The organism is Acidovorax sp. MR-S7, from assembly GCF_000400995.2.
GTDB lineage: Bacteria > Pseudomonadota > Gammaproteobacteria > Burkholderiales > Burkholderiaceae_C > MR-S7.
The window spans coordinates 80,456-106,568 of record NZ_DF238950.1; the positions used below are offsets into that span (position 1 = coordinate 80,456).

Annotated in this window: 29 protein-coding genes; 13 read left to right on the forward strand and 16 right to left on the reverse strand. The window is 69.8% G+C overall.

Annotated elements, in window-relative coordinates; translation table 11 throughout:
- The first annotated feature begins 80 nt into the window (after positions 1 to 80).
- The 6 genes from AVS7_RS16580 to AVS7_RS16605 all read left to right on the forward strand — a co-directional run bounded on the left by AVS7_RS16580 (position 81) and on the right by AVS7_RS16605 (position 4,375).
- Positions 81 to 1,418, forward strand: a complete 1,338-nt coding sequence (locus AVS7_RS16580) for a CHASE3 domain-containing protein (RefSeq protein WP_020230722.1) — start codon at positions 81 to 83, stop codon at positions 1,416 to 1,418.
- A gap of 150 nt (positions 1,419 to 1,568) precedes the next feature.
- Positions 1,569 to 1,733, forward strand: coding sequence for a DUF1328 domain-containing protein (locus tag AVS7_RS23955; protein ID WP_020230723.1), 165 nt, complete (start codon positions 1,569 to 1,571; stop codon positions 1,731 to 1,733).
- Positions 1,734 to 1,784: 51 nt separating this feature from the next.
- Positions 1,785 to 2,177: a hypothetical protein gene (locus AVS7_RS16590; protein ID WP_020230724.1), complete on the forward strand. Its 393-nt coding sequence runs from the start codon at positions 1,785 to 1,787 to the stop codon at positions 2,175 to 2,177.
- Positions 2,178 to 2,229: 52 nt separating this feature from the next.
- The gene (locus AVS7_RS16595; RefSeq protein WP_020230725.1) at positions 2,230 to 2,778 is read left to right on the forward strand and encodes a bacterioferritin; all 549 of its coding nucleotides are present in this window, start codon (positions 2,230 to 2,232) and stop codon (positions 2,776 to 2,778) included.
- Between the two features lie 98 nt (positions 2,779 to 2,876).
- The gene (locus AVS7_RS16600) at positions 2,877 to 3,191 is read left to right on the forward strand and encodes a BON domain-containing protein (RefSeq protein WP_020230726.1); all 315 of its coding nucleotides are present in this window, start codon (positions 2,877 to 2,879) and stop codon (positions 3,189 to 3,191) included.
- A gap of 83 nt (positions 3,192 to 3,274) precedes the next feature.
- Positions 3,275 to 4,375: a putative zinc-binding metallopeptidase gene (locus AVS7_RS16605; protein ID WP_024001718.1), complete on the forward strand. Its 1,101-nt coding sequence runs from the start codon at positions 3,275 to 3,277 to the stop codon at positions 4,373 to 4,375.
- Between the two features lie 13 nt (positions 4,376 to 4,388).
- On the opposite strand, the gene coaD is transcribed toward AVS7_RS16605, so the two are convergent.
- From coaD to AVS7_RS16625, 4 genes are all read right to left on the reverse strand, one after another.
- Positions 4,389 to 4,868 (reverse strand): pantetheine-phosphate adenylyltransferase, encoded by a 480-nt coding sequence (coaD, locus tag AVS7_RS16610; RefSeq protein WP_020230728.1) that lies wholly within the window; start codon positions 4,866 to 4,868, stop codon positions 4,389 to 4,391.
- Positions 4,869 to 4,931: 63 nt separating this feature from the next.
- Positions 4,932 to 5,492 carry a 16S rRNA (guanine(966)-N(2))-methyltransferase RsmD gene (rsmD, locus tag AVS7_RS25225; protein ID WP_020230729.1) on the reverse strand — a complete coding sequence of 187 codons (561 nt, stop codon included), beginning with the start codon at positions 5,490 to 5,492 and terminating at the stop codon, positions 4,932 to 4,934.
- Positions 5,489 to 6,835: a pitrilysin family protein gene (locus tag AVS7_RS25230; RefSeq protein ID WP_234450029.1), complete on the reverse strand. Its 1,347-nt coding sequence runs from the start codon at positions 6,833 to 6,835 to the stop codon at positions 5,489 to 5,491. Before AVS7_RS25230 ends, rsmD begins: the two co-directional genes overlap by 4 nt.
- A gap of 2 nt (positions 6,836 to 6,837) precedes the next feature.
- On the reverse strand, positions 6,838 to 8,265 hold the full coding sequence (locus AVS7_RS16625) for a pitrilysin family protein (RefSeq protein ID WP_020230731.1): 1,428 nt from the start codon (positions 8,263 to 8,265) through the stop codon (positions 6,838 to 6,840).
- Positions 8,266 to 8,294: 29 nt separating this feature from the next.
- Between AVS7_RS16625 and ftsY the strand changes: the two genes are divergently transcribed.
- Both ftsY and AVS7_RS16635 read left to right on the forward strand, forming a co-directional pair.
- The gene (gene ftsY, locus AVS7_RS16630; RefSeq protein ID WP_020230732.1) at positions 8,295 to 9,407 is read left to right on the forward strand and encodes a signal recognition particle-docking protein FtsY; all 1,113 of its coding nucleotides are present in this window, start codon (positions 8,295 to 8,297) and stop codon (positions 9,405 to 9,407) included.
- A gap of 27 nt (positions 9,408 to 9,434) precedes the next feature.
- Positions 9,435 to 12,080: an EAL domain-containing protein gene (locus AVS7_RS16635; RefSeq protein ID WP_020230733.1), complete on the forward strand. Its 2,646-nt coding sequence runs from the start codon at positions 9,435 to 9,437 to the stop codon at positions 12,078 to 12,080.
- Here the strand turns inward: AVS7_RS16635 and cutA are convergent.
- Positions 12,077 to 12,400, reverse strand: coding sequence for a divalent-cation tolerance protein CutA (gene cutA, locus AVS7_RS16640; RefSeq protein ID WP_020230734.1), 324 nt, complete (start codon positions 12,398 to 12,400; stop codon positions 12,077 to 12,079). The two genes, AVS7_RS16635 and cutA, sit on opposite strands and share 4 nt — an antisense overlap.
- Before the next feature lie 167 nt (positions 12,401 to 12,567).
- Here cutA and rpoH point away from each other — a divergent pair, with 167 nt between their 5' ends.
- The 3 genes from rpoH (at position 12,568) to AVS7_RS16655 (ending at position 15,344) form a co-directional block, all read left to right on the forward strand.
- Positions 12,568 to 13,506 carry an RNA polymerase sigma factor RpoH gene (gene rpoH / locus AVS7_RS16645; protein WP_020230735.1) on the forward strand — a complete coding sequence of 313 codons (939 nt, stop codon included), beginning with the start codon at positions 12,568 to 12,570 and terminating at the stop codon, positions 13,504 to 13,506.
- Positions 13,507 to 13,573: 67 nt separating this feature from the next.
- On the forward strand, positions 13,574 to 14,545 hold the full coding sequence (locus AVS7_RS16650; RefSeq protein WP_020230736.1) for a tripartite tricarboxylate transporter substrate binding protein: 972 nt from the start codon (positions 13,574 to 13,576) through the stop codon (positions 14,543 to 14,545).
- Positions 14,546 to 14,639: 94 nt separating this feature from the next.
- Positions 14,640 to 15,344 carry a Crp/Fnr family transcriptional regulator gene (locus tag AVS7_RS16655; RefSeq protein ID WP_024001720.1) on the forward strand — a complete coding sequence of 235 codons (705 nt, stop codon included), beginning with the start codon at positions 14,640 to 14,642 and terminating at the stop codon, positions 15,342 to 15,344.
- Between the two features lie 43 nt (positions 15,345 to 15,387).
- On the opposite strand, the gene AVS7_RS16660 is transcribed toward AVS7_RS16655, so the two are convergent.
- Together AVS7_RS16660 and AVS7_RS16665 are read right to left on the reverse strand one after the other, a co-directional pair.
- Positions 15,388 to 17,145 carry a bifunctional diguanylate cyclase/phosphodiesterase gene (locus AVS7_RS16660; RefSeq protein ID WP_020230738.1) on the reverse strand — a complete coding sequence of 586 codons (1,758 nt, stop codon included), beginning with the start codon at positions 17,143 to 17,145 and terminating at the stop codon, positions 15,388 to 15,390.
- Positions 17,142 to 18,710 (reverse strand): methyl-accepting chemotaxis protein, encoded by a 1,569-nt coding sequence (locus AVS7_RS16665; protein WP_020230739.1) that lies wholly within the window; start codon positions 18,708 to 18,710, stop codon positions 17,142 to 17,144. The genes AVS7_RS16660 and AVS7_RS16665 overlap by 4 nt, the downstream gene beginning before the upstream one ends.
- A 230-nt stretch (positions 18,711 to 18,940) precedes the next feature.
- Here AVS7_RS16665 and AVS7_RS24520 point away from each other — a divergent pair, with 230 nt between their 5' ends.
- On the forward strand, positions 18,941 to 19,729 hold the full coding sequence (locus AVS7_RS24520) for a hypothetical protein (protein ID WP_024001721.1): 789 nt from the start codon (positions 18,941 to 18,943) through the stop codon (positions 19,727 to 19,729).
- A gap of 41 nt (positions 19,730 to 19,770) precedes the next feature.
- On the opposite strand, the gene AVS7_RS16675 is transcribed toward AVS7_RS24520, so the two are convergent.
- From AVS7_RS16675 to AVS7_RS16695, 5 genes are read right to left on the reverse strand one after another with little or no spacing between them, the layout of a single operon-like run.
- A complete protein-coding gene (locus AVS7_RS16675) occupies positions 19,771 to 20,382 on the reverse strand; it encodes an SCO family protein (RefSeq protein WP_049696953.1) in 612 nt (203 codons plus the stop codon).
- On the reverse strand, positions 20,382 to 21,296 hold the full coding sequence (gene cyoE, locus AVS7_RS16680; RefSeq protein WP_020230742.1) for a heme o synthase: 915 nt from the start codon (positions 21,294 to 21,296) through the stop codon (positions 20,382 to 20,384). The genes AVS7_RS16675 and cyoE overlap by 1 nt, the downstream gene beginning before the upstream one ends.
- Positions 21,293 to 22,453: a heme A synthase gene (locus AVS7_RS16685; protein ID WP_020230743.1), complete on the reverse strand. Its 1,161-nt coding sequence runs from the start codon at positions 22,451 to 22,453 to the stop codon at positions 21,293 to 21,295. Before AVS7_RS16685 ends, cyoE begins: the two co-directional genes overlap by 4 nt.
- A complete protein-coding gene (locus AVS7_RS16690; protein WP_020230744.1) occupies positions 22,450 to 23,196 on the reverse strand; it encodes a hypothetical protein in 747 nt (248 codons plus the stop codon). The genes AVS7_RS16685 and AVS7_RS16690 overlap by 4 nt, the downstream gene beginning before the upstream one ends.
- Positions 23,147 to 23,851, reverse strand: coding sequence for an SURF1 family protein (locus tag AVS7_RS16695; protein WP_369799119.1), 705 nt, complete (start codon positions 23,849 to 23,851; stop codon positions 23,147 to 23,149). Before AVS7_RS16695 ends, AVS7_RS16690 begins: the two co-directional genes overlap by 50 nt.
- A 49-nt stretch (positions 23,852 to 23,900) precedes the next feature.
- Between AVS7_RS16695 and AVS7_RS16700 the strand changes: the two genes are divergently transcribed.
- Positions 23,901 to 24,128 carry a twin transmembrane helix small protein gene (locus AVS7_RS16700; protein WP_020230746.1) on the forward strand — a complete coding sequence of 76 codons (228 nt, stop codon included), beginning with the start codon at positions 23,901 to 23,903 and terminating at the stop codon, positions 24,126 to 24,128.
- A 75-nt stretch (positions 24,129 to 24,203) separates the two neighbouring features.
- Here the strand turns inward: AVS7_RS16700 and AVS7_RS16705 are convergent, their stop codons facing one another.
- Genes AVS7_RS16705 through AVS7_RS25235 form a run of 4 tightly spaced genes read right to left on the reverse strand, consistent with a single transcriptional unit; the run spans position 24,204 to position 26,093 of the window.
- Positions 24,204 to 25,085 (reverse strand): cytochrome c oxidase subunit 3, encoded by an 882-nt coding sequence (locus AVS7_RS16705; RefSeq protein ID WP_020230747.1) that lies wholly within the window; start codon positions 25,083 to 25,085, stop codon positions 24,204 to 24,206.
- A 42-nt stretch (positions 25,086 to 25,127) separates the two neighbouring features.
- Positions 25,128 to 25,340 (reverse strand): DUF2970 domain-containing protein, encoded by a 213-nt coding sequence (locus tag AVS7_RS16710; protein ID WP_034691783.1) that lies wholly within the window; start codon positions 25,338 to 25,340, stop codon positions 25,128 to 25,130.
- 8 nt (positions 25,341 to 25,348) lie between these two features.
- Positions 25,349 to 25,969, reverse strand: a complete 621-nt coding sequence (locus tag AVS7_RS16715; RefSeq protein WP_024001724.1) for a cytochrome c oxidase assembly protein — start codon at positions 25,967 to 25,969, stop codon at positions 25,349 to 25,351.
- A gap of 13 nt (positions 25,970 to 25,982) precedes the next feature.
- A complete protein-coding gene (locus AVS7_RS25235; RefSeq protein WP_020230750.1) occupies positions 25,983 to 26,093 on the reverse strand; it encodes a cytochrome oxidase small assembly protein in 111 nt (36 codons plus the stop codon).
- Between the last annotated feature and the right edge of the window lie 20 nt (positions 26,094 to 26,113).

The window sequence follows — 26,113 nt, forward strand, 5'->3', positions numbered from 1 at the left end:
CGCATTGCCGCTAGCATGGAGCTGTAGGCAGAAAACATGCATTATGCAGTTCGCCCGCAGGTTCCTGAAAGAAGCCACCCATGAACTGGTCCCAGGTCCGCAAGATGGCCATCAGCCTGCCGCTGGCGCTGCTGGCGGTGTGTGTGCTCGTCGGCATCAACGAGACGGGCTACCTGCGCTCGCACGAGGCGGTGGGCGCGCTGGCGCGCTCGCACGACACGCGCGCCGCACTCGACCGCGTGATGCAGGACATGCTGGACGCGGAAACCGGCCTGCGCGGCTACCTGCTCACGGGCGATGAAAGCTATCTGCAGCCCTACGAGAAATCGGTGTCCACGCTCCAGCGCAATCTCGACGCGCTGGGCCAGACCTTCCACCAGTCGCCCGAGGACGAGGCCGATTTCTCGCAGCTGTCACAGCAGATCGCGCGCAAGATGTCCGAGCTGGACCTGAGCCTGGGCCTGCGCCGCCAGAACAACGACGACGCCTGGAAATTCGTGCTGTCCACCGATGTGGGCAAGAAGGACATGGATGACATCCGCGCGACCGCCGCGCGCCTGATCGCGCGCAGCGCGGATCAGACACAGCGCAGCACGCAGGAGATCCTGCACTCGCTGATGCTCTCGCGCGTCGGCATCGCCACGGTGGCCATGATCGGCCTGCTGGCGTTCTACATGTACCTGCGCCAGAGCAGCGCCCTGCAGACGGCGCTCGAGCGCGAGCAGGAAGTGCTGGCGCGCGAGCGCGACCGCCTCGAACAACTGGTGCGCGACCGCACGGCCTCGCTGTCGGAGCTGGCCAACCATCTGCAGCAGGTGCGCGAGGAAGAGCGCGCCCACCTGGCGCGCGAACTGCACGACGAACTGGGCGCCCTGCTCACCGCGGCCAAGCTCGACGTGGCGCGGCTCAAGTCCAAGCTCGACCTGCAGGTGCCCGACACCGCGGAACGCCTGCAGCACCTCACCGAAACGCTCAACAGCGGCATCGCCCTCAAGCGCCGCATCATCGAGGACCTGCGCCCGTCCTCGCTGTCCAACCTGGGCCTCACCGCCTCGCTGGAAATCCTCACGCGCGACTTCGCCGAGCGCAGCGGCCTGCAGGTGCAGTCGTGCTTCGAGCCCGTGCGCCTGTCCGACGCCGCGCAGCTCACCGTCTACCGCCTGGTGCAGGAATCGCTCACCAACATCGGCAAATACGCCAACGCCCGCAAGGTGCTCGTGTCCGTCCACGACTACCCCAACCATGTCTGCGTGCAGGTGCGCGATGACGGGGCCGGCTTCGACGTGGACAACGTCTCGCCCGACGCGCACGGCCTCTTCGGCATGCGCCACCGCGTGGAGGCCGCCGGCGGGCGGCTCACGGTCACCTCCACGCCGGGCGAAGGCACGCTGGTTAGCGCCGTGCTGCCCCATCCCTGAGCCGTTTGCCCGATCGGTAGCGTCCTACACCGGTGCGCGCCAGCCACCGGCACTTCGCCCGCACACCCCGCCCTACAGTGCAGCCATGCACCCTCAACGGTGCTTCCCCCAACCGGGCCGCCCCGCCGGCCCACGCAAGGAGAGATGGCTATGTTGCATTACGCAGTGGTATTTCTGGTCATTGCCCTGGTGGCCGCTTTGTTCGGTTTTGGCGGCATCGCCGCAGGCGCCGTGGGCATCGCCAAGATTCTGTTCTTCGTGTTCGTGATCATGGCCGTGGTCACCTTCGTACTGGGCCTCATCAAGCGGGGCTGATGCCAGCCGCCTCTGCGCCCTTCCGTTCCACCTCTGCCCTGAAAGGTCACCATGAGCATCCAAAACGCCACCCAGAAAGCCGCCGATACCGCCCACCAGGTCGCCGACGACGTGCTCTCCACCGCCAGCGACGCCGTGAAGTCCACGCGCAGTGCCGCCAACAACTCCCTCGACAAGGCCGAGCAGGGCGTGCGCCGCGTGCGCGAGGAAGTTGATCCCATGATCGACGATCTGGCCGCACGCGCCCAGGATCTGGCCAGCCGCAGCATTTCCTACTGCGCCGAAGCCAGCGAACGCGCACGGCGCCAGCTCAACCAGGCCGCCGACGTCACCACCCGCTACGTGGCCGACCAGCCGGGCAAGTCCCTGCTGCTCGCCGCCGCGGCCGGCGCTGCTCTCGCGGCCGCCATGATGATGAGCCGCCGCCGCTCCGACAGGTACTGAGCCGGCCCGCCGCGCACTGATCCAGGTCCCCTACACCACGATGAGAAAACCCATGCCGGACAGCAACCAACCATCCAGCGACAGCCTGGTGCTCGACGAGCAAGCGCTGCACAAGGCCGCCACGGCGGATCTCGACGAAGGCGCCGTGACACCGGCCTATGGCCCCCACCGCGACGCCATCGTCAAGCTGCTCAACGACGCGCTCGCCACCGAACTGGTGTGCGTGCTGCGCTACAAGCGCCACTACTTCACCGCCGACGGCATGGAGTCTCCCGCGATCGCCGCCGAATTCCTGGTTCATGCCAACGAGGAATCGGCCCACGCCGACCTCATCGCGCAGCGCATCGTGCAGCTCGGGGGCTCGCCGGACTTCGCGCCCGCCACCCTGGAGCAGCGCAGCCACGCGGACTACGACGAGTCGTCGGACCTGCGGGCCATGGTGCGCGCCAACCTCGTGGCGGAGCGCATCGCCGTGGAGTCGTACCGTCAGATGATCCAGCTGATCGGCGACAAGGACCCCACCACGCGGCGCATGCTCGAAGGCATCCTGGCCGACGAGGAGGAGCACGCCGACGAACTCAAGGACTGGCTGCACCGCTGATCCCACCCCGTTCCAAACTGCTCGGCCAGCGGAGGGTGCAACAGGTCGCAGCAGGTCATCCACGCACCCGTGTTTTTTCATCCACAAAGGAAACAACCATGAAATACGCACGTGCCATCGCTTTTGCCATGCTCGCAGGCGCCACGATCGTCTCCACGGGTTGCTCGGTCGCGCGCCAGCAGCAAACCGTGGGCTCGTACATGGACGACGCAGGCATCACCACCGCCGTCAAGGCCAAGATGGCCGAAGACAAGAGCGTGTCGGCCACCTCCATCAGCGTGGAAACGCTCAACGGCACCGTGCAGCTCTCGGGCTTCGCGAAGTCGCAGACCGAGAAGGACCGCGCCGAAGCCATCGCCCGCAACACCAAGCACGTGCGGGAAGTGCGCAACAGCATCGTGGTGCGCCCGTAAGCTGCGACGTCCGCTAACCCGGCCACGCCGCCCTTTTCAAAGGCCGCGTGGCCTTTTCACGTCCTGCGGCAGAATCGGCGCGCATGCAACTCTTCCATTGCAGCCATTGCGGCTTCGTCGTGTTCTTCGAGAGCTTCCAGTGCGTGCACTGCGGCAGCGCCCTGGCCTTCGATCCCGATGCGATGGCGATGCTGGCCCTGGAGCCCGCGGGCGGCGAAGCGGGCCGCAGCGGCCTGTGGACGCAGCGCCCTGCACGCGCAGAGGCGCCGCAGCCGCCCGGCCGCTACTACCGCCTGTGCGGCCATCGCGGCACGCACGGTGCCTGCAACTTCACCCTGCCCTCCGATGCGGGGGACGCGCCTGACCAACTGTGCGTCTCCTGCCGGCAGACCCGCGTGCTGCCTGACCTGTCGGTGCCGGGGAACCAGCGCCGCTGGACGCAGATCGAGGCCGCCAAGCGGTGGCTCTTCTACACGCTGGCGCGCCTGGGGCTGGACCGGCTGCCCGGCGAGCAGGGGCCGGTGTACGAGTTCCTGGCCGACCTGCCCGGCGCCCCTCCCGTGATGACGGGGCATGCCCAGGGCGTGATCACGCTCAACGTGGCCGAAGCCGACGACGACGAACGCGCGCGGCGGCGCCTGGCCCTGCACGAGCCCTACCGCACGCTGCTGGGCCACCTGCGCCACGAGTGCGGCCACTACTTCTGGGATGCGCTGGTGCTGCGCGGCGGCCACTTGCAGGCCTTCCGCGACGTGTTCGGCGACGAACGTGCGGACTATGCCGAGGCCCTGCGCGCGCACTACGCACGCACGCCGCTGCAGCCCGCCGACTGGCAGGCCGGCCACGTGAGCGCCTATGCCACCGCCCACCCCTGGGAAGACTGGGCCGAGACCTGGGCCCACTACCTGCACATGGTGGACCTGCTGGAGACCGCCGCCAGCTACCAGACCGCCGTCACCGTACCCCACGCCATGGCCCCGCAGCGCCAGCAGGTGCACGACCCGTTCTCCCAGCCCCGCCCCGGCTTCGACGCCATGGTGCACGACTGGGCTCCGCTCACCCTGCTGCTCAACAGCCTGAACCGCAGCCTGGGCCAGCAGGACGCCTACCCGTTCGCTCCTTCGCCCGGCGCGCTGGCCAAGCTGCGCTTCGTGCACGAGCTCATTGCCAGCCGCACGGCATAAGAGCGCGGCCCCGTCAGCTCTTGGCCGCCAGCGCGCGCAGCACGGCGGGCGACACCAGCGCCTGCACGTCGCCGCCCAGCGTGTGGATCTCGCGCACGAAGCTGCTGGAGAGGTGCGCGAACTGGTCGCTGGGCATGAGGAAGACGGTTTCCACGTCGGGCATCAGGTGGCGGTTCATGCCGGCGAGCTGCCGCTCGTAGTCGAAGTCGGTCACGCTGCGCACGCCGCGCACCATGGCCTTGGCGCCGTGGGCGCGCACGAAGTCGCGCACCAGCCCGTCGAAGCTCTCCACGCGCACCTGGGGCCACGGCCGGACCACCTCGCGCACCAGGGCCATGCGCTCGTCCAGGGTGAACATCGTCTTCTTGTGGTGGCCCACGGCCACGGCGACGATGACCTCGTCGAACAGCTGGGTGGCGCGCTGCAACAGGTCTTCGTGCCCCAGGGTGATGGGATCGAAGGTGCCGGGGTAGACGGCGATGACGTGGGGCATAGGGGTCTCCTCTCGATTTGTATCTAATTTGGCCTCTGGCGCTTATCCAGCAAGCGCGGGCAGCTATTGAACCTGTAGCAGATGAGCGTGGACCGTGCCCGCCTTGAGGTGGCGGTGCAGCACCAGGCCGCTGTCGTCCGCGCTCCAGGCGGCGGGCGCTTCGAGGTAGATGAAGCCCCCCTCGGCCACGGCATGCCGTGCGGCCTGCAGGGCGGGGGCGAACAGCTGCGCCGCGCCGAACGGCGGGTCGAGCAGGACGAGGTGCTGGCTGCGCGGCGCGCACTGGCGCAGGGCGGCGATGCCGTCGCCGCGCTGCACGCGCACGGCGTCGGCCTTCAGGCGCCGCTGGTGCGACTGCAGCTGCGCCACCAGGCCCGGGTCCTGCTCCACCAGCAGCACCTGCGCGGCGCCGCGCGAGGCGGCCTCCAGGCCCAGCGCGCCGGTGCCCGCGAAGGCGTCCACGCAGTGCCAGCCGGTCAGGTCCTGGCCCAGCCAGTTGAACAGCGTCTCGCGCACCCGGTCGGGCGTGGGGCGTAGGCCGGGGCGGTCGGGCACGGCTAGGCGGGTGCGCTTCCACTGGCCGCCGATGATGCGGACCTCGCCCACAGGCTTCTTCACGGTCAAGGCTGGCCCCCGACCACCACGCTGGCCATGCGCCCGGGCTGCAGCTTGCGCTGGAAGGCGGCGCGGATGTCGGCCATGGTGAGGGCCTCGACGCGGTCGGTCCAGTGCTCCAGGTAGTCCAGCGGCAGGTCGTTCCAGGCGATGTTGACCACGTTGGCCAGCAGCTTGCGATTGCTGTCGATGCGCAGCGCGAAGCCGCCGATGAGGTTGTCCTTGGCGGCGCGCAGCTCGGCCTCGGTGGGGCCTTCGGCGACGAAGCGCGCCAGCACGTCCTGCGTGACCTGCAGGGCCTGCGCGGCCTGGTCGGGGCGCGTCTGCAGGCCGACCACGAAGGCGCCCGCGTTCAGCCCGGGCGAGAAGCCGCTGCCCACGCTGTACGAGAGGCCGCGCTTTTCTCGCACCTCGTTGGTCAGTCGCGAGGTGAAGCCGCCGCCGCCCAGGATGTGGTTGCCCACCAGCAGCGCGAGGAAGTCCGGATCGCGGCGCACGAAGCCGGGCTGGCCGACGAGCACGTGGGCCTGCGCCGATGCGAAGGGGATGCGCTGCTCGGACGCCTGGGCCAGCGGCTGCACCTCGGGCACGGACGGCAGCGGCGTGCATTCTCCCTGGGGCAGGCGCGCGAGCAGCGTGCGCGCCAGGGCCTGGGCCTGGGCGCGGTCGAGCGCGCCGACGATGGCCACGCGCGCACGGCAGGCGCGCTGGTAGCGCGTGTGGAAGGCCTGCAGGTCTTCCACGCCGATGCGTGCCAGGGTCTCGGCCGTGGGCCGCTGGCCATAGGGATGCGTGCCGTACACGGCGGTGGAGAAAGCCTTGGAGGCGACGGTGCCGGGGCGCGTGTCGGCCTCCTTGATGCCGGCCTCCCAGCGCGCGCGCTCGCGCTGCCAGACGGGGGCGGGAAAGCTCGGCTCGCCAAGCTGGCGCGCGGCCAGGCGGGCGGCGCGCTCCAGCAGGTCGGGTTCGGTGAGCGAGCGCAGCGTGAACACGAGGCCATCGCGCTCGGCGCCGGCCTCGAAGCTGGCGCCCAGGTCGGCCCAGGCTTCGCCCAGGTCGTTCTCGTCCATAGCGGCATCGCCGGTGGCGGTGGCGCGCACGCCCTTGGCGCTCATCAGCGCGGAGGCTGCGGCCAGGCCCGCCTGCGCGGCGGGGTCGCGGCGGCTGCCGGCGTCGAAGTCGATCTGCACGTCCACCATGGGAATGGCCTTGCTTTCGACCAGCCAGACACGCGCGCCGCTGCCCTCCGTCCAGTGCTGGATCGGCAGCAGCGCCCAGGCGCTTTGCGCATAAAAAATGGCTCCAGCGCTTACCAGTAAAGCGCGAGCAGCTATTGTTTTGAGAGTTTTCATCATCAGTGCATCCGATCGCCGGCAGCGGGGGCGGCGCGTTGCGCGCCCGGCGCCACGGGCTGGGGCAGCAGGGTGGCGATGGTGAGCTGGTCGTCGCCGAAGTAGCGCGCGGCCACGGACTGCACCTGCGCGGGGGTCACGCCGCGCAGCAGCTTCAGGATGCGGTCGTCCGCGTCGAGCGGCAGGCCCTGCACCCAGTTGCTGCCGAGGTCGCTGGCCTGCGACTGCAGCGAGTCGCGCGCATAGATGGTGGAGGCAGCCCACTGCGTCTTGACGCGCGACAGCTCAGCCTCGCTCACACCTTCGCGCGCGATGCGGGCCACCTCGGCGCGCAGGGCTTCTTCCACCTGGGCGGCGGTCTTGCCCGCGGCGGGCACGCCGGTCATCAAAAACAGCGCGGGGCCGCGGCCGAACACCGAGGCCTGGCTGTCCGCGCCGTCGGCCACGCGGTCCGCGCCTTGCGTGAGCGCGCGCTCCAGCCGCGCGCCGTCGTAGCCGCTGAGCACGGCCGACAGCACCAGCAGCGCCAGGCCGTCGCGGTCGGTGTCCTGCATGGCGTCGATGCGCTCCACGCCGGGCACACGGAAGGCCAGGGCCACGTAGCTCTGCTCGGCCGGGGCCTTGAAGGCGATGCGGCGCAGGCCCTTCTGCGCGGGCTCGGTGCGCGGCTTGCGCGCGGGCACGGCGCGGTCGGGGATGGCGCCATAGGTCTTCTCGGCAAGCTGGCGGACCTGCTCGGGGTCGACGTCGCCCGCCACCACCACGACGGCGTTGCGCGGCATGTACCAGTGGCGGTGGAACTGGCGCACATCATCGGGCGTCATGGCGTCCAGATCGCTCATCCAGCCCACCACGGGGCGGTGGTAGGGCGAGGCGATGAAGGTGACCGCATAGAGCTGCTCGATGAGCGCGGCGCGCGGCTGGTCCTCGGTGCGCATGCGGCGCTCCTCCTTGACCACCTCGATCTCCTTCTTGAATTCCTCGTCGGGCCACTGGTTGTGGGCGAAGCGGTCGGATTCGAGCTGCATCACGTCGGCCAGCCGCTCGGCCGGGATCTGCTGGTAGTAGCCGGTGTAGTCGCGGCTGGTGAAGGCGTTCTCCTGCCCGCCCAGCGCCGCCACGCGGCGCGAGAACTCGCCCGGCGGCACGGCCTTGGAGCCCTTGAACATCATGTGCTCCAGCACGTGGGCCACGCCGGAGGTGCCGTCCACCTCGTCCATGGAGCCCACGCGCACCCAGACCATGTGCACCGCCGTGGGCGCGCGCCGGTCGGGCTGCACGATGAGCTGCATGCCGTTCTTCAAGGTGAACTGCTGCGCGCCCGTGGCCGTGGCGGCCTGGGGCGCGGCGGCGGGGGGGTGAAGGGGGGCGGGCTGCGCGCCCGCGTGCAGGCAGGCCGCAAGGGCCAGGAGTGAAATGGCGCGTTTCATAGAATGGCTCCGATTCTAAGAACCCGCCAATGTTCAGTTTCTTCAAGAAAAAACCCCCACTCGACACCCCGGCCCCCGCAGAACCGGCCGCCGAGGCGCCCGCCGCGGACAAGAGCGGCGCGTTCGGCTGGCTGCGCAATCCTTTCGGCGCCCCGGCGGATACCGCTTCCCCCGCACCCGAGCCGGCCGCGCCTCAGCCGGCTGCGCCAGAGCCCACCCCGAAGCCGCAGCCGCCCGAAGCCGCCCGCCAGGGCTGGATGGACCGGCTCAAGACGGGCCTGCGCAAGACCGGCACCAGCATCGCCACCGTCTTCACCGGCACGCAGATCAATGACGCGCTGTACGACGAGCTGGAAGAGGCCCTGCTCATGGCCGACACCGGAGTGAAGGCCACGCAGCACCTGCTGGACGACCTGAAGCGCCGGGTGAAGGAAGCCAAGGCCACCGAGCCCGCCGCCGTCAAGGGCCTGCTGGCCGATGCGCTGGCCGACCTGCTGCGCCCACTGGAGAAGCCGCTGGTGATCGGCGAGCACCAGCCCACCGTGATCATGGTGGCGGGCGTGAACGGCGCGGGCAAGACGACCTCGATCGGCAAGCTCACCAAGCACCTGGCCGACCACGGCGAGAGCGTGCTGCTGGCCGCGGCCGACACCTTCCGCGCCGCGGCGCGCGAGCAGCTCGGCGTCTGGGCCACGCGCAACACGGTGGAGATCATCAGCCAGGAGGGGGGCGACCCCGCGGCCGTGAGCTTCGACGCCGTTACCGCCGGCCGCGCGCGCGGCAAGGACGTGGTGCTGGTGGACACGGCCGGGCGCCTGCCCACGCAGCTCCACCTGATGCAGGAGCTGCAGAAGATCAAGCGCGTGATCACCAAGGCCGACGCCGGCGCGCCGCACGAGGTGCTGCTGGTGATCGACGGCAACACCGGGCAGAACGCGCTGGCGCAGGTGCGCGCGTTCGACGACGCGCTGCAGCTCACGGGCCTCGTCGTCACCAAGCTCGACGGCACGGCCAAGGGCGGCGTGCTGGCCGCCATCGCCCAGGAGCGGCCCATTCCCGTCTACTTCATCGGCGTGGGCGAGCGCGTGGAAGACCTGGAGACGTTCAGCGCGCGCGAATTCGCGCAGGCGCTGCTGGCCTGACCGCCCACGCCCCACTGCGCGCAGCCCATGTTCATCGAACTCGCCAAAGGCTTCGCGCTCCTGCTGGCCTTGTGCTTCCTGCACGCATTCAATGTGCGCCTGTGGCGCAGCCATCCCCTGGTGGGGCAGGCGGTTTCGGGCCTGATCTTCGGCGGCATCTGCGTGGTGGGCATGCTGGCGCCGGTGACGGTGGCGCCGGGCGTGATCATCGACGCGCGCTCGGTGGTGCTCAGCATGGCGGGCCTGTTCGGCGGGCCGCTGGTGGCGGCCATCGCGGCGGCCATGGCCATCGCCGGGCGGCTGTCGCTGGGCGGCGCCGGGGCGGCGACCAGCGTGCAGGTGATCCTGGTGTGCACGCTGGCGGGGCTGGCCTACCGCCAGGCCCGCGCACGCGGCCTGCTCGGAGTGGGGCTCGGCACGCTGGCCGTCTTCGGGTTGCTGGTGCACGCGGCGGTGCTGGCGCTGCTGCAGGCGCTGCCCGCTTCTGTGGTGCGCGAGCTCAACCAGACCGTCGCCCTCCCCTTCCTGCTCACCTTCACCGCCGCCACCGTGGCGCTGGGCCTGCTGCTGCGCGACGCGGAGAAACGCCTGGCCACCGAGCAGACCCTGCGCGCCACGGCGGCGCGCCTGCATGCCATCACCCAGGCCATTCCCGATTTGCTGCTGGTGATCGACGATGAAGGGCGCTGCATGGACGTGCTCTCTCCTGACGACACGCTACTGGCCGCAGAGGCGCACGCCCCCATTGGCCAGCGCCTGCACGACGTGCTGCCCGCGACGCTGGCAGACAGCGGCCTGGCACTGATCCGCGAAGCCCTGCGCACCGGCCGCACGCTGGGCATCGAGTACGCGCTGGAGACGCGCGCGGGCCTGCGCTATTTCGAGGGCCGCGCCCAGCGCATGGATGCCACGTCCGCCGTCTTTCTGGCCCGCGACATCACCGAGCGCAAGCAGTCCGAAAGCGCCCTGCGCGAATCGGAACTGCGCTTTCGCACGGTGCTGCGCAACATCCCCTCCATCTCGGTGCAGGGCTACCGGGCCGACGGCACCACGACCTATTGGAACCAGGCGTCCGAGCAAATTTACGGCTACACGCAGGACGAAGCGCTGGGCCGCAGCCTGCTGGAGCTGATCATCCCGCCGCCGATGCACGATGGCGTGCGCGCGGAGATGGCGCGCATGTTCGCCACCGGCGTACCCATCCCCTCGGGCGAGCTGCAGCTGCAGCGCAAGGGTGGCGCGCCGGTCCACGTCTTCTCCAGCCACGCCTTCATCCAGGTGCCCGGCCAGCCGCCGGAGATATTCTGCATCGACATCGACGTCTCCGGCCGCAAGGCCGCCGAGGAGGAGGCCCACCGCCTGGCGTTCCACGACGCGCTCACGCACCTGCCCAACCGCCGCCTGCTGGCCGAGCGGCTGCGCAAGGTGCTGGCCAGCGGCGCGCGCGCGGGCCAGACCACCGCTGTGCTGTTCGTGGACCTGGACAACTTCAAAACCCTCAACGACACCCAGGGCCACGAGGTGGGCGACCTGCTGCTGCGCCAGGCCGCCCAGCGCCTGTCCGACGCCGTGCGCGCTCAGGACACCGTGGCACGCCTGGGCGGCGACGAATTCGTCATCGTGCTGCAGCACCTGGGCACCGATGCGCACGAGGCCGCCGCCCAGGCACGCGAGCTGTGCGAGCACTTCCTGGACCGCCTGCGCCAGCCCTACGACCTGGACGGCCACGCCTACCACGGCGCCGCCAGCATCGGGGTGACGCTGCTGGCCCACGTGCCCGACTCGGTGGACGAGGTGCTCAAGCAGGCCGACATGGCCATGTACCGCGCCAAGGACGCCGGGCGCAACACGCTGCGCTTCTTCGACCCCGACATGCAGCAGGCCGTCAACCGCCGCGCGCTGCTGGAGGCCGAGCTGCACCACGGCCTGAGCGAGGCGCAGTTCCTGCTGCTCTACCAGCCCCAGGTGGAAAGCAGCGGGCGGGTGACCGGCGCCGAGGTGCTGGTGCGCTGGCGCCACCCCGAGCAGGGCATGGTCTCGCCCGCCGAATTCATCCCGCTGGCCGAGCAGACGGGCCTGATCCTGCCGCTGGGCCGCTGGGTCATGGAGACGGCGCTGCGCCAGCAGGCCCTGTGGCGGAACGACCCGGCCCTGCGGCACCTGAACCTGGCCATCAACGTGAGCGCCCGCCAGTTCCTGCAGGAAGATTTCGTGGACCAGGTCGCCGCGCTGCTGCAGGCCACCGGCGCAGACCCGGCGCGCATCAAGCTGGAGCTGACCGAAAGCCTGCTGCTGCACAACGTGGACGGCGCCATCGCCACCATGCATGCGCTGCAGGCCCACGGCCTGGGCTTCTCGCTGGACGACTTCGGCACCGGCTATTCCTCGCTCGGCTACCTCAAGCGCCTGCCGCTCGCGCAGATCAAGATCGACCAGGGCTTCGTGCGCGACGTGCTGCAGGACCCGCGCGACGCCGCCATCGCGCGCACCATCATCGCGCTGGCCGGCAGCCTGGGGCTTCAGGTCATCGCCGAGGGCGTGGAAACCGCCGCGCACCACCAGTTCCTGCTGGAACACGGGTGCACCGCATTCCAGGGCTACCTGTTCGGGCGGCCGATGGAGCTGGCGCAGTTCGAGCAGGCCGCGCGCGCGTCGGTGCCGCAAGCGACCTAGAGCCCGCCGGCCACCTGCCCGGCCACCCACTGCGCGTAATCCACCTCTGCCTCCATGGCCTGGGTCAGCAGCTGCGGCACCTCGTAGGGATGCTGCGCCCGCAGCCAGGCGCGCAGGGCGGGCGCCGCCTCGGGCAGGGTCTTGCACACCAGGCGCCACTCGGCGTCCTCATGCTGCGCGCCCTGCCAGACGTAGTGTGAGGCGATGGACTCCACCTGCACGCAGGCGGCCAGCCGCGCCTGCACGGCCCCCGAGGCCAGCCGCCGGGCATCAGCCGCGCTGGCGACGGTGGTGGTGACGACGGCGATGGTGGTGGTCATGGACTTCCAATTTGATAGCTGCCTGCGCTTTATGGATAAGCGCTGGAGCCGCTTTTTACCTTATTTCCCTCTGTGGGCGATTTCCTGCATCCACACGGGAACTCCGCCTTTAGCACTCCCTCTAACGGAGTGCTAATATGAACCCCATGCAAGAAAGGACTCCCGGTATGGCCTTCCAGACTGCACCCACCGCGACGACCACGCTGGCGCCCGCCAACCCCTGGGCCCTGGTTCCCCCGCTGGGCAATCTGGACGCCTATATCTCCGCCGTCAACCGCATCCCCCTGCTCACGCAGGAGGAGGAGCAGCGCTATGCGCGGCAGCTCAAGGAAGACAGCAACGTCGAGGCCGCCGGCCGCCTGGTGCTGTCGCACCTGCGTCTGGTGGTGTCGATCTCGCGCCAATACCTCGGCTACGGCCTGCCGCACGGCGACCTCATCCAGGAGGGCAACGTGGGCCTGATGAAGGCCGTCAAGCGCTTCGACCCCGACCAGGGCGTGCGCCTGGTGAGCTACGCCATGCACTGGATCAAGGCGGAGATCCACGAATACATCCTCAAGAACTGGCGCATGGTCAAGGTGGCGACCACCAAGGCCCAGCGCAAGCTGTTCTTCAACCTGCGGTCGATGAAGCAGGGTTTCAAGGCCGAGGCACTGGATGCCGACACGCACCGCGAGACGCTGTCCGACCATGAGATCGACCTCGTGGCCGAGCAGCTGAACGTGAAGCGCGAGGAAGTCATCGAGATGGAAACGCGCCTGTCGGGCGGCGACGTGCTGCTGGACCCCACGCCCGGCGACGATGGCGAGCAGGCCTACGGCCCCATCGCCTACCTGGCCGACGCGGCGCACGAACCCACCGCGATGATAGAGACGCGCCAGCGCGACATGCTGGCGACCGACGGCATCGCCACCGCGCTGGAAAGCCTGGACGCGCGCAGCCGCCGCATCGTCGAGGAGCGCTGGCTGAACGTGCAGGACGACGGCTCCGGCGGCATGACGCTGCACGAGCTGGCGGCCGAGTACGGCGTGAGCGCCGAGCGCATCCGCCAGATCGAGGTCGCGGCCATGAAGAAGATGAAGAAGGCGCTGGCCGAATACGCCTGACCTGCTTCCCACCGAACGCGCAGCCCCTCAGGCTGCGCGTTTTTCTTTGCTCCCCCCAGAACGCGCCATGCAACGCCGCACCCTGCTGACCCTGGCCCCGGCTCTCGCCCTTCCCAGCGCCTTCGCAGACGCCTGGCCCGCCAGGCCGCTGCGCATCATCGTCGGCTTTCCGCCCGGCTCCTCGCCCGATCTGACGGCGCGCACCTTCGCCGAGCCGCTGGCGCAGGCGCTGGGCCAGCCCGTGGTGGTGGAGAACAAGGTGGGCGCGGGCGGCAACATCGCCGCCCATGCAGTAGCCCAGGCGCGGGACGGGCACACGGTGGGCCTGTTCATCAACGGCAACCTGACCATCGCCAAGCTGCTCAACCCGCAGCTGCCCTACGACCCCGCCCGGGACCTGGCGCCGCTGTCGCTGCTCGGCACTTCTCCGCTGCTGCTGACGGCACCCGTGGGGCAGGACGGCGTGCCTGCGGCCGGCGACGCGCGCGCCTTCCTCGCGGCGGCGCGCCAGGCCGGCGACCGCTGGAGCTACGGCACGCCCGGCGTGGGCACCGTGGGCCATCTCGGCATGGAACTGCTCAAGGCGCGCACGGGCATCGACCCCGTGCACGTGCCCTACCCCGGCTATCCGCAGGTGGCCACGGCCATGCTGGGCGGGCAGCTGCAGATGGCGCTGCTGCCGCCAGCGCTGGCGCTGGCGCAGGAGCGCGCGGGCCGGCTGCGGCTGATCGGCGTCACTTCCGCAGGCCGCAGCACGCTCGCGCCCGGCGTGCCCAGCTTGGCCGAGGCCGGCGTGCAAGGCGTGCAGCTCGAGATGTGGAACGCCTTCGCGGCACCCGCGGCCATGCCCGCGCCGATGCGCGCGCGCCTGGCGGCGCTGATCGGCGGCATCGCCCGCAGCCCCGAGGTGCGCACCAAGCTGTTCCAGCAGGGCTGGCAGGCGGTAGGCTCCTCCGCTGAGGGGCTGGCCAACCGCATCCAGGCCGACACCCGGGCGCTGGGCGAGATCATTCGCTTGCGCCAGATCAAGGCGGAGTGACTCCAGGGCGCGGGATAGCGCTACATTTTGTTGCAATGCAGCAAAGAGGCGGCAATGATCGCGGGTTTCCCGACCACAGCGATCCACCCCCGCCATGACCGTCGAACGTCCCTTGGGCTGCCTGGCCTGCGCCTGCCAGAATCAATGCCTGCTGGGCCGCCAGCGCGAAGCCGTGCGCCAGCGCTGGAGCCCGCATGTGGCGGAGCGCTCCTTCCACAAGGGCGACCGGCTGCAGCAGCAGGGCCGGGCCGCCGCCACCTTCCAGGTCATCAAGGTGGGCACGGTGCTCGCACTGCGCAGCGGGGACGACGGCGTGGAGCGCCCCGTGGGCATGTTCGGCGGGGGCCAGCTGCTCGGCGGCATGGCGCTGCTGCAGCGGCCGGAGGCGCTGTCGTGCCAGGCGCTGTCGGCCGGGCGCGTGTGCGAGGTGGCCGTGGCCGCCGTGGGCACACAGGCGCTGGCGGATGCGGAATTCCTGTTCGCCCTGGCCTGGGAATGCGCCGACATCAACGCGCAGCTGGCCGACTGGGCGCGCGTGGTGCGTATCCGCAGCACCGCCGGGCAACTGGCGGGGGCGCTGCTGCAGCTGGCGAGCCTGCAGCGCAGCACGCTCGTGCGCCTGCCCAGCCACACCGTGCTGGCCACGCTGCTGGCCACCACGCGCGAGACCATCGCGCGCACGCTGCGCCAGCTCGGCGAGCAGCAGTGCGTGGTGCGCCACGACCGCTGGCACTGCGAGATCCACCGCGCGCGGCTGCTCGTGCTCGCGGCTGGCAACCCGCCGCTTCGGAAAACATAGCTGCTCGCGCTTTCCCTGAAAGCGCTGGAGCCGTTTTTGGCTCTTATTCCGTGAGCGCGGCGGGCACGCTGTCCTCCTGGGTGCCCGCGCTGCGCAGCAGGGCCAGCACCTGCGCCGCGGGCACGGCCTTGGAATACAGCCAGCCCTGGTAGGCCTCGCAGCCGTGCTGCTCCAGGAAACGCAGCTGCTCGACCGCCTCCACGCCCTCGGCCACCACGTGCAGGCCCAGCGTGCGGGCCAGCCCGATGATGGCGCGCACCATGGTGGCGTCGGCCTCGCTGTGCAACAGCGGGCGGATGAATTCGCGGTCGATCTTGATGCGCGATACCGGCAGCTGCTTGAGGTGCACCAGCGAGGAATAGCCGGTGCCGAAGTCGTCCAGCGCCACGCCCACGCCCAGCGCCTGCAGGTTGCACAGCACCTGGCGCGCCTGCTCGGGGTCGGCCATGGTTTCGGACTCGGTCACCTCCAACTCCAGCAGCCCGGGCGGCGTGCCGTGCACGGCCAGGCTGCCGCGCAGCTGGTCCACCAGGTCGGTCTGGCGCAGCTGCTGGGCCGACAGGTTCACCGCCACGCGCAGCGCCAGGCCCGCGCGCGCCCACTGCGCGGTCTGGCGGCAGGCGGCGTCGAGTACCCAGGCGCCCAGCGCCAGGATGAGGCCCGTGGCCTCGGCCACGGGGATGAAGCGCTCGGGCGAAACGTCGCCCAGCTCCGGGTCGCTCCAGCGCAGCAGCGCCTCCACGGCCTGCACGCGCCCCGTGGCCACGCACACCTGCGGCTGGTAGTGCAGCGCCAGCCCGCCGTAGGACAGCGCGAGCTTGAGGCGGTCGTGCAGCAGGATCTTCTCGGCCATCCGGCGGCCCATGTAGTCGGTGTAGAACGCGAAGTTGGCGCGGCCGCGTTCCTTGGCCTGGTACATGGCCATGTCGGCGTAGCGCAGCAGGGTGGCGGCGTCGCGCGCGTCGGCGGGGCACAGGGCCAGCCCCAAGCTGGCGCCGAAGTTGAGCTCGAAGCCGTGCATGCGGCAGGGCTGGCACAGCACCTGCAGCAGCTCGGCCGCGCGCTGCTCGGCCTCCTCGGGACCAGCGAGCGGCTGCAGCAGCACCGTGAATTCGTCGCCCCCCAGGCGCGCCAGCGTGTCGCTCGCGCGCAGCGCGCCCTTGAGGCGCCGCGCCACCTCCACCAGCACCTGGTCGCCCGCCGCGTGGCCGTAGCCGTCGTTGATGGCCTTGAAGTCGTCCAGGTCCAGCAGCAGCAGCGCGAACGGCTCGCCCTGGCGCGCCGACTCGGCGATGGCCTGCTCCAGCCGCTGGCCGAACTGCCAGCGGTTGACCAGGCCCGTCAGCGTGTCGTGCGTGGCCTGGTAGTGCATGCGCGCCTCCAGCCGGCGCAGCTCGGTGATGTCGCGCACGAAGGCCACGGCCGCGCCGCCGCCCTGCTCGGTGTGGCCCAGCGCCACGTCCACGGGGATCAGGCTGCCGTCCTTGCGCTCCAGCCACAGGTCCCGCCCCATGCCCATGGGCCGGCGCGAGGGGCCGTCGAAATAGTCGGCCATCTGCTCCGCGTGCCGCATCCGGTGGCTGCGCGGCAGCAGCCGGTGCACGGACGTGCCCAGCAGCTCGGCCAGCGCATACCCCGAGATCGCGGCCATGGCGGCGTTGGCGTAGAGGATGGCGCCATCGTGCTGCACGAGCACGATGCCGTCGGGTGCGGCATCCATGGCGGCGCGCACCAGCGCGGCGTCCGCGTCCAGCCGCACGAGGCCGTGGGAGCCGAAGGGTTCGGCGTAGCGCCCCGTCATGCCGCGTCTGTCTGGAAGACCGAGGCCGCCGCGTCCAGGCGCACGGCCTGCTGCGCCAGGGTGCGGCCCAGGTCCACGCCATGGCGCACCAGGGCCGCGTTGTTCTGGGTCATTTCCTCGAGCTGCGCCATGGCCTGGTGGATCTGGCCCACGCCGTCGGCCTGCTCCTGGCTGGCGTGGCGGATGTCCTGCACGATCGCGGCCAGCCGCTGCATGGCATCCACCACGTCCTGCATGGTGCGGCCCGCGCGGTCGGCGGCCTCGGAGCCGCCGCGCACCTGGGCCTGCGAGGCCTCGATCAGCGCCTTGATGTCGTGCGCCGACTGCGCGCTCTGCTGCGCCAGCTCGCGCACCTGCGCGGCCACCACGGCGAAGCCACGCCCCTGCGCGCCCGCGCGCGCGGCCTCGACGGCGGCGTTGAGCGCCAGCAGGTTGGTTTGGAACGCCACGCCGTCGATCATGGTGCTGATCTCCGACACGCGGCGGCTGGCCTGGGCGATGCCTTCCATGCCCTGCCCCAGCCGCGCCATGGCCTGCACGCCCTCGCTCGCGGCCGCCAGGCCCGAGGCGGCGCAGTCGGCCGCGTGGCCGGCCTTGTCGCTGTTGGCGCGGATGGCCACCGAGAGCTCCTCCGTCGCCGCGGCGGCCTGCTCCAGGCTGGCGGCGGCGGCCTCGGTGCGCCCGGACAGGTGCTGATTGCCCTCCTCCATGTCCTGTGCGCAGGCGCGCACGGCGCCGGCCTTGCCCTGGATGTCGTCCACCAGCGACATGAGGTTGAGCCCCGCCTGCTGCAGGCTGCGCATCAGCTCGCCGATCTCGTCGCCGCGCCCCGCGTAGAGCGGGCGCGCCCGCTGCCCGCTGGCCACCGCGCGCGCCTGCTCCAGCACCGCGCCCAGCGGCCGCGCGACGCTGCGGTGCAGCCACCAGGCCAGGGCCGCGCTGGCCGCGAGCCACAGCGCCAGCGCCGGAGCGAAGGCGGACGCCCCGGCATGCGCCTGGGCGGCCACGGCCAGCATGCCCAGCGCGCCCAGCCCCGCCAGCGCTCCCACGGCCGCGGACAGGCGCGTGCCCACGCCCAGGAAGCGCAGCCCCGCTAGCCAGGAACGCAGCCCGCGGCTGAACACCACGAAGCCGCGGTAGAGCGCGAGGTGGCCCACGCCGGCGTTGATGCGCTGGTAGACCGCCTCGTGCTCGCTCACTTCGCGCGCAGAGGGCTTGGTGCGCACCGACAGGTAGCCCACCACCGCGCCGCCGCGGCGCAGCGGGCTCGCGTTGGCGCGCACCCAGTAGTGGTCGCCGTTCTTGCGGCGGTTCTTCACCAGGGCCGTCCAGGGCAGCCCGCGCTGGATCGTGGCCCACATGTCGGCGAAGGCCGAGGGCGGCATGTCGGGATGGCGCACCACGTTGTGGGCATGGCCGTAGAGTTCCTCCTGGCCGAAGCCGCTGACGCGGATGAAGGCATCGTTGGCATAGACGATGCGGCCCTTGAGGTCGGTGACGGACAGCAGCGTCTCGTCCTCGCCCAGGGCGTATTCGCGCTGCGTGGTGGGCTCATTTCGGCGCATGGGTGCGGGTTCCTTGGACAGTGGCGCCGCCACTCTAGGGATTCACATCACTGCGCGCCACCGCGCAAGCCTTGCACCACGAGGCTATCGCATCCGAATGTGACGCGCTTCGCGATTTCGACGGGCCGCCGGCTTCAATATCATTCACACGCTGCGCATCCTCCGCTCCCTGCATCATTGCGCCTTTGTTTTAGAGTGTCGGCGCCGCTCCGCAACCTTCAGGAGGCCTCATGATCAAACATCTGCTCGCAATCGTGTGCTCACTCCCCCTGTCCGCAGCCACGTATGGAGGCTCCTATGCCGGAACTTTGACAAGCCGGCCTGCGGTCAACTATGGGTTCGACTTCTATTATCCAGCCGCCCTATCCAAGCCGCTGTCTGCGCTGCATCCCGGTGCCAAGGTCAAGCTGCAGGCACGCTTCATATGGGCAGGTACCATGAATGAACCTGTCGGCACAGAGCAGCATGCCGTGGTTGCCTTCACCCAAAAGGGAGATCCCACCTACTGGAGGAACGCCTCAAACGAGCTTCTATGGACCCACGGGGCAGGCGCGTTCGTAGGTGAAAAAGGTCTCTCTCTTGAACTCTGGTTCCGCAATGATCGAAACCAGCCCGGCTTGCACGATGATCCGCCGGATGCCCACTCCTGGGACCAGTTTCACAACCGCTGCGCCTATAGAGTTACCGTAGGCGCGACCAATAACCTATGCCTGTCATCTTCCTACGATCCGAATGGCTACCTTACGCCCACATCGTTTACGCTACGCAAAGGCATCAAGTACTGGGTCCGTGTGACACTGGAGCGCCATGCAGCCAATCCCGCGTGGGCAATGCTGTCGGCTGACCTGGTAGAGGAAACCGACACCAGCGCCACAATCGTGCAATCGGGTGCAGTGAACTTCCTGGTCGACAGCATCTTCCCGTACGCCAACCAAGCGATGGAAGCGTCGGTCCTGCGCACGCCAGGGCCTGTCGGGGAAGACGTAACCCACTTCGTTGCCTTCGACGGCGGGTTCTAGCCATGGCGTGCAGCGTCAGGCAGGTCGGATGAAATAACTACCTATGGCGCTTCGTTCAGCAGCGCGCGCACGTCGGAGGCCAGCGCCTGCGCCCCGCTGCCGTAGCGGTGGTAGACGCGCAGGCGGCCGGCAGGGTCGTAGACGTAGCTGCCGGCGGAATGGTCCATGGTATAGCTCGTGGGCGTCTGGCCCTCCACGCGCTTGTAGTAGATCTTGAAGTCCTTGGCGACGGCAGCCAGCTGCTCGGGCGTGCCGGTCAGCGCGAGGAAGCTGGGATCGAAGTTGGCCATGTAGGCCTTGAGCACCTCGGGCGTGTCGCGCTCGGGATCGACGGTGACGAAGATGCCTTGCAGCTTGCCGCCCTGGTCGCCCAAGGCGCGCTTGACCTCGGCCAGCTCGGACATGGAGGTGGGGCACACGTCCGGGCACTGCGTGTAGCCGAAGAACACCACCACCACCTTGCCGGCGAAGTCGCGCAGATGGCGCGGCTGGCCGTTGTGGTCGGTGAGCGGCAGGTCCCGGGCGTACTCCGCGCCCGTCACGTCCACGCCCTGGAACGTGGGTGCCTGGGGAGAGCAGGCAGAAAAAATGGCCGTAGCGCTTACCAGGCAAGCGCCAGCAGCTATTCTTTTAAGAGCATCACGTTTTTGCATCACAGCACGTAGTGGTCCACGAGCAGGGCCGCGAACAGCAGGCTCAGGTGGATGAGGGAGAAGCGGAAGGTCTTGCGCGCGAGCTGGTCGGAGTAATCGCGCCACAGCCAGAAGCCGTACAGGCAGAAGCCCGCGCCCAGCACGATGGCGGCGGCCAGGTAGATCCACGAACTCATGCCGTAGACGAAGGGCATCAGGCAGCCGGCGAACAGGATCAGCGTGTAGAGGAACACCTGCAGCCGCGTGAACTCGTTGCCGTGGGTGACGGGCAGCATGGGCAGGCCGGACTTGCGGTAGTCCTCCACGCGGTAGAGCGCCAGCGCCCAGAAGTGCGGCGGCGTCCACAGGAAGATGATGAGGAACAGGATCAGCGCCTCGGGGCCCACCTCGCCGGTCATGGAGGACCAGCCCAGCACGGGCGGCATGGCGCCCGAGGCGCCGCCGATCACGATGTTCTGCGGCGTGAGCGGCTTGAGGATGACGGTGTAGATGACCGCGTAGCCCACGAAGGTGGCGAAGGTGAGCCACATGGTCAGCGGGTTCACCCACACGTAGAGCAGCGCCGAGCCGGCCGCGCACAGCGCGGCGGAGAACAGCAGCGTCTGCGTGTTGGACAGCTCGCCCTTGGCCGTGGGCCGCCAGGCGGTGCGCTTCATGCGGGCGTCGATGCCCTGCTCCACCAGGCAGTTGAAGGCGGCCGCAGCCCCGGCCACGAGCCAGATGCCTGCACAGGCCACGGCCATCAGCGCCCACTGCGGGCCGCTGGGCAGGCCGGGCACGGCCAGCACCATGCCGATGAAGGCACAGAACACGATGAGTTGCACCACGCGCGGCTTGGTCAGCGCATAGAACTGCGAGAAGCGCGACGGCAGGGCGTGCGACGGCGGATGTGCTGGTGCGGGGGCGGCACTCATGCGGAAACTCTCCTTGCAATGGAGGGCGCCGGTGCGGCATGGGCCACGGCGCAGCTGGCGGCCAGCGCCCAGGTCAGCACCACAACGAGCGCGGCGGCGCCGCCGGTGTGCAGCACGGCCGCGACCAGCGGCCAGTCCAGCACCACGTTGGACAGGCCGGTGGCGAATTGCAGCAACGCCAGGCCCGCGAGCCAGCGCGCCGGGTCGCGCAGCGCGCCCGCGCGCACCAGGCGCCAGGCCAGCAACGCGAGCAGCGGCAGCACCAAGTAGGCCGCGAGCCGGTGCGCATAGTGGATGGCGGTGAGCCCGGCGAAGCTGATGTGGCTGCCGTCCTGCAGCAGACCCAGCGGGCGCCAGAGCTGGAAGCCCTCGCCGAAGGCCATGTCGGGCCACCAGCTTCCCTGGCATTGCGGGAAGGTGGTGCAGGCCAGCACCGCGTAGTTGGTGCTAACCCAGCCGCCCAGCACGACCTGCGCCGCGACCAGCAGCACTGTCACTGCCAGCAGCGTGCGCAGGGCGCGCGGCAGGGCCACGGGCGCCGCGCCGCGCGCGGCCAGCGTCTGGCGCACGGCCTGCACGCACAGCAGTGCCAGCAGCACCACGCCGCCGATGAGGTGCAGTGTGACGATGGCGGGGAACAGCTTCATGGTGACGGTGAGCGCGCCGAACGCGCCCTGCAGGCACACCCAGGCCAGCGTGGCCGTGGGCCACCAGGGGCTGTGCGCCAGCGGCTGGCCGCGGCGACTCTGACGCCATGCGCCCACGGTGAGCGCGATGATGAGCACGCCCACGCCGGTGGCGAGGTAGCGGTGGATCATCTCCACCCAGGCCTTGCCGTGCGTGACCGGGCCGGTGGGCATGGCCTGCTGCGCGGCGGAGATCTCGGCATGCGCGCCCACGGGGCTGGCGTTGCCGTAGCAGCCGGGCCAGTCGGGGCAGCCCAGGCCCGAGTCAGTCAGGCGCGTGAAGGCGCCGAACAGCACCAGGTCGAAGGTCAGGAACAGCGTGAGCACCGTGAGCGCCTGCAGCCGCCGCACGGGCGTGCTGCCGCGCCCGCGCCACCACACCCAGGCCAGCGGCCCGAGGGCGATGACCACGCCCAGCGCCATCAGCTCGATGAGCGGCGCCAGGTCGTAGAGCGGCTGGGCGTCGGTCATGGCTGCTCCTGCCCCGCCCCGTCCGTGCGGCCGGGCTGGTCCCAGGACGACGAGGCGCGCAGCAGGCGTTCCAGGTCGCGCTTGGCCTTGGCGGCTCCGGCGCGGTCCATATGAGCGGGGAAGCGCATCATCCAGTGGCCCATGGGGTCCACCACGTAGAGGTGGTCCGCCAGCGCCTGCCCCGCAGCGGGCTGCAGCCATGCGCCGAGCGTGGCCGGGTCCACGCGCAGCACGGTGGCCTGGCCCAGCGCGGGGGCGATGTCGTCGGGCAGTTGCGCATCATCGGACACCAGCCATACCCAGTCCAGGCGCTCCTTCTCGCGGCCCATGCTCTCGCGCAGCTGGCGCTGCAGGTACAGGTGGTTGCGACAGGCGTCGGCGCAGGCGCCGGGCGCCACGCTGACCAGCAGCCACTGGCCGCGCAGGCTTTCCAGCGCGCGCGGTGCGCCGCCCAGCGTGCGGGCGGACGCCTGGGGGGGGATGGCGCGCTGCGGCTCGACCAGCTCGCCGTAGTTGCGCCGGCCCTCGGGGCGCACGACGTAGTAGGTGAAGTACGAGGCGATCACCGGCGCGGCGCACACCGCCAGCACGGCCAACATCTGCCAGCGGCCGCTGCGCGAGCGCTGCAGCGCCGCCACCGCGTCGCCCGCGGGCGGCAGGCTGTGCACGGTGAGGCCCAGCGGCTGCTGGCCTTCAGGCGCGCGCGCGGCCAGGGAAGCGTCGGACGATTTGGAACCAGACATAGAGGATTGCCACCAGGCCGCAAAGCCCGAACCATTGGAATGCGTAGCCGTAATGCTTGTCGACGCCGCTGTCTATCGCCGCCCAGTCGCGCCGCAGCCCCTCGCTGGCATCGCCCGTCTGCACGACGGTCAGGGGCGGCAGCACCAGGGAGAACTCGGCCCCGTAGGCGGCCAAGTCGAGATTCTGCCGGATGCGCGAAGACCCCTCGCCCTCCCCGGCTGGCGCGAAGTCGTACAGCCGCGCGGGCGCACCGGCCACGCGGCCGGCCACCTCCACGCTGCCCTGCGGCGTGGCGACCTGTGGCAGGCGCGTGCGCTCCTGGAAGTCGCGCGGCGCCCAGCCGCGCTGCACCAGCACCACGGCCTGCCGGCCCTCCAGGCGCAGCGGGGTGAAGACGAAGAAGCCGGGCCGGCCCTGCATCTGCCGGTTGTCCAGGAACACCGTGGCCTCGGGCAGCCACTGGCCGCGCAGCACCACGCGGCGGTGCAGCAGCACGTCGTCGTCGCTTCCGCCCTGCAGCAGTTCGCCCGGCGCCAAGGGCGGCAGGGCCTTGCGCTCGTCGATGGCGGCCTGCAGCGCCAGCTTCTGCGCTGCGCGCGACAGTTGCCAGCGCCCGAGCGAGGCGGTGACCGCCATCGCCGCGAGGGCAGCCATCGTGATCAGCCAGAAGCGCAAGCCGAAAGGTCGTTGGATAATGGGTCGCATGAAGATCCTGGTGGCTCTGGCGTTCCTCGCCATCATCGCAAGCCTGGGCTCCGCGCTCTTTTTCATGATGCGCGGCAGCCGCGGCGACGACGCCCAGCGCAGCAAGCGCATGGCGCGCGCCCTGGCGCTGCGCGTGGGGCTGTCCGTCGTGCTCTTCCTGTGCCTGCTGGCGGCCTGGAATCTAGGGTACATCCAACCGACGGGCCTGCCTGCCACGCCGCGCTGACGCGCCCTGAAACAGGAGCGCCGCCCGCGTAAAAAAAGCGCCTCGCGGCGCTTTTTCCATCGCAAGGCGGCAGCCTCACATCCAGTACACCAGGATGTACAGGCCCAGCCACACCACGTCCACGAAGTGCCAGTACCATGCCGCGCCCTCGAAGCCGAAGTGGCGCTCGGCCGTGAAATGGCCGCTTTGCAGGCGCAGCGTGATGAAGAACAGCATCAGCATGCCCACGAACACGTGGAAGCCGTGGAAGCCCGTAAGCATGAAGAAGGTGGAGCCGAACACGCCCGAGCTGAGCTTGAGGTTCAGGTCGGTGTAGAGGTGGTAGTACTCGTAGCCCTGCACGCACAGGAAGACGAAGCCCAGCACCACCGTGACCCACATGAAGCCGATGGTCTTGGCGCGGTGGCCTTCGCGCAGCGCGTGGTGGGCGATGGTGAGCGTCACGCCCGAGGTGAGCAGCAGCGCCGTGTTGATGGTGGGCAGCCAGAAGGGGCCTACGGTCTGGAACGGCTCCACGATGCCCGCGGGCGAGGCAGTGACGCCAGCGGCCATGCTGGGCCAGACGGCCTTGAAGTCGGGCCACAGCAGCGCATTGTCAAGGCTGCCCAGGGCCGGCACGGAGTGCGCGCGCGCCCACCACAAGGCCGTGAAGAAGGCGCCGAAGAACATCACCTCGGAGAAGATGAACCAGCTCATGCTCCAGCGGTACGAGATGTCGATCTTGCGCCCGTACAGGCCGCCCTCGCTCTCGTGCGCAGCGTCGCGGAACCACTGGTACAGCACGAACAGCCACCAGGCCAGGCCGAAGGCCAGCGAATACTTGCCCCAGCCGTGGCCGTTGATCCACTGGCTCGCGCCCAGGATCACGAAGAACAGCCCGGCAGCCGCCAGCACGGGGTGCCGGGACTCCGCGGGAACGTAGTAGTAAGGCGTCGTGCCGTGGGTAGATGCACTCATTTCAGCTCCTCGTTCTCAGATTTCTCAGTTGTCTCTTGGCGGTCACACGACCCAGTTCACCAGCCCGATCAGCAGCAGCACCAGCGCGAAGAGCGCTACCAGCCCTACGAACACGATGTGCAGCGGCTGCAGCTTCTCCTGGTCGGCCTGGTATTCCGAGCCTTTGCGCAGCCCGATGAGGGACCAGGCCACCGCACGCAGCGTGCGCAGCAGCGAGCCCTTGCGGGCGGGTGGGGTGCGTTGCGGCTCGTTCATGGCATGGCTCACGATCCTGCCTCCAGGGCATAGGCCGCGGGCGCTGTGGCAGTGGACTGCGGCGCGGGCGGGGTCTTGCCGCCGACCTCGAAGAAGGTGTAGGACAGCGTGATCGTCGTCACGTCCTTGGACAGGCGCGGGTCGATCACGAAGGCCACGGGCCATTCTTTTTTCTCGCCCGGCTCCAGCGTGTACTGGTTGAAGCAGAAGCACTCCAGCTTGTTGAAGTGCGCGGCGGCCTGGCGCGGCGCGTAGCTGGGAATGGCCTGCGCGGCCATGCGGCGGCCCTGCACGTTCTGGAATTCGTACATCACCGTGGTGAGTTCGCCCGGATGCACCTTCACCGAGCGCTGCGCGGGCTTAAAGTCCCACGGGCCGCGCGCGTTGGCGTCGAATTCGACGGTGATGGTGCGGCTTCGGTCCACCTGCGTGTTGGCGGGCACTTTCACGTCCCGCCCGGCCACGCCGTTGCCCGGCACCTGCCGCTCCGACAGCGACAGGATGTTGATGCCGGTCAGCTCGCAGATGTGCTTGTAGATGGGGATCAGCACGTAGCCGAACGCGAACATGCCGGCCGACACCACGGCCAGCTTGCCCACCATCTTCAGATTGTCGCCGCGCCGACTCATGGCCTCTGCCCCGTCAATGCAGCCAGGCCATCTTGACCATGAACCCGATGAAGAAGGCCAGCGCCACCGATGCCAGCACCAGCGCCATGCGCAGGTTGGACTTCTTCTGCTCGGGAGTGGTCATTGTGGGTGTTCCAGGCATGG

Excerpts from the sequence above, each read along its gene's own strand:
- AVS7_RS16580 (WP_020230722.1), top strand. The coding sequence starts at position 81 with ATGAACTGGTCCCAGGTCCGCAAGATGGCCATCAGCCTGCCGCTGGCG.
- AVS7_RS23955 (WP_020230723.1), top strand. The coding sequence starts at position 1,569 with ATGTTGCATTACGCAGTGGTATTTCTGGTCATTGCCCTGGTGGCCGCT.
- AVS7_RS16590 (WP_020230724.1), top strand. The coding sequence starts at position 1,785 with ATGAGCATCCAAAACGCCACCCAGAAAGCCGCCGATACCGCCCACCAG.
- AVS7_RS16595 (WP_020230725.1), top strand. The coding sequence starts at position 2,230 with ATGCCGGACAGCAACCAACCATCCAGCGACAGCCTGGTGCTCGACGAG.
- AVS7_RS16600 (WP_020230726.1), top strand. The coding sequence starts at position 2,877 with ATGAAATACGCACGTGCCATCGCTTTTGCCATGCTCGCAGGCGCCACG.
- AVS7_RS16605 (WP_024001718.1), top strand. The coding sequence starts at position 3,275 with ATGCAACTCTTCCATTGCAGCCATTGCGGCTTCGTCGTGTTCTTCGAG.
- coaD (WP_020230728.1), bottom strand. The coding sequence starts at position 4,868 with ATGCCCCACGTCATCGCCGTCTACCCCGGCACCTTCGATCCCATCACC.
- AVS7_RS25230 (WP_234450029.1), bottom strand. The coding sequence starts at position 6,835 with ATGAAAACTCTCAAAACAATAGCTGCTCGCGCTTTACTGGTAAGCGCT.
- AVS7_RS16625 (WP_020230731.1), bottom strand. The coding sequence starts at position 8,265 with ATGAAACGCGCCATTTCACTCCTGGCCCTTGCGGCCTGCCTGCACGCG.
- ftsY (WP_020230732.1), top strand. The coding sequence starts at position 8,295 with ATGTTCAGTTTCTTCAAGAAAAAACCCCCACTCGACACCCCGGCCCCC.
- AVS7_RS16635 (WP_020230733.1), top strand. The coding sequence starts at position 9,435 with ATGTTCATCGAACTCGCCAAAGGCTTCGCGCTCCTGCTGGCCTTGTGC.
- cutA (WP_020230734.1), bottom strand. The coding sequence starts at position 12,400 with ATGACCACCACCATCGCCGTCGTCACCACCACCGTCGCCAGCGCGGCT.
- rpoH (WP_020230735.1), top strand. The coding sequence starts at position 12,568 with ATGGCCTTCCAGACTGCACCCACCGCGACGACCACGCTGGCGCCCGCC.
- AVS7_RS16650 (WP_020230736.1), top strand. The coding sequence starts at position 13,574 with ATGCAACGCCGCACCCTGCTGACCCTGGCCCCGGCTCTCGCCCTTCCC.
- AVS7_RS16655 (WP_024001720.1), top strand. The coding sequence starts at position 14,640 with ATGACCGTCGAACGTCCCTTGGGCTGCCTGGCCTGCGCCTGCCAGAAT.
- AVS7_RS16660 (WP_020230738.1), bottom strand. The coding sequence starts at position 17,145 with ATGACGGGGCGCTACGCCGAACCCTTCGGCTCCCACGGCCTCGTGCGG.
- AVS7_RS16665 (WP_020230739.1), bottom strand. The coding sequence starts at position 18,710 with ATGCGCCGAAATGAGCCCACCACGCAGCGCGAATACGCCCTGGGCGAG.
- AVS7_RS24520 (WP_024001721.1), top strand. The coding sequence starts at position 18,941 with ATGATCAAACATCTGCTCGCAATCGTGTGCTCACTCCCCCTGTCCGCA.
- AVS7_RS16675 (WP_049696953.1), bottom strand. The coding sequence starts at position 20,382 with ATGCAAAAACGTGATGCTCTTAAAAGAATAGCTGCTGGCGCTTGCCTG.
- cyoE (WP_020230742.1), bottom strand. The coding sequence starts at position 21,296 with ATGAGTGCCGCCCCCGCACCAGCACATCCGCCGTCGCACGCCCTGCCG.
- AVS7_RS16685 (WP_020230743.1), bottom strand. The coding sequence starts at position 22,453 with ATGACCGACGCCCAGCCGCTCTACGACCTGGCGCCGCTCATCGAGCTG.
- AVS7_RS16690 (WP_020230744.1), bottom strand. The coding sequence starts at position 23,196 with ATGTCTGGTTCCAAATCGTCCGACGCTTCCCTGGCCGCGCGCGCGCCT.
- AVS7_RS16695 (WP_369799119.1), bottom strand. The coding sequence starts at position 23,851 with ATGGCTGCCCTCGCGGCGATGGCGGTCACCGCCTCGCTCGGGCGCTGG.
- AVS7_RS16700 (WP_020230746.1), top strand. The coding sequence starts at position 23,901 with ATGAAGATCCTGGTGGCTCTGGCGTTCCTCGCCATCATCGCAAGCCTG.
- AVS7_RS16705 (WP_020230747.1), bottom strand. The coding sequence starts at position 25,085 with ATGAGTGCATCTACCCACGGCACGACGCCTTACTACTACGTTCCCGCG.
- AVS7_RS16710 (WP_034691783.1), bottom strand. The coding sequence starts at position 25,340 with ATGAACGAGCCGCAACGCACCCCACCCGCCCGCAAGGGCTCGCTGCTG.
- AVS7_RS16715 (WP_024001724.1), bottom strand. The coding sequence starts at position 25,969 with ATGAGTCGGCGCGGCGACAATCTGAAGATGGTGGGCAAGCTGGCCGTG.
- AVS7_RS25235 (WP_020230750.1), bottom strand. The coding sequence starts at position 26,093 with ATGACCACTCCCGAGCAGAAGAAGTCCAACCTGCGCATGGCGCTGGTG.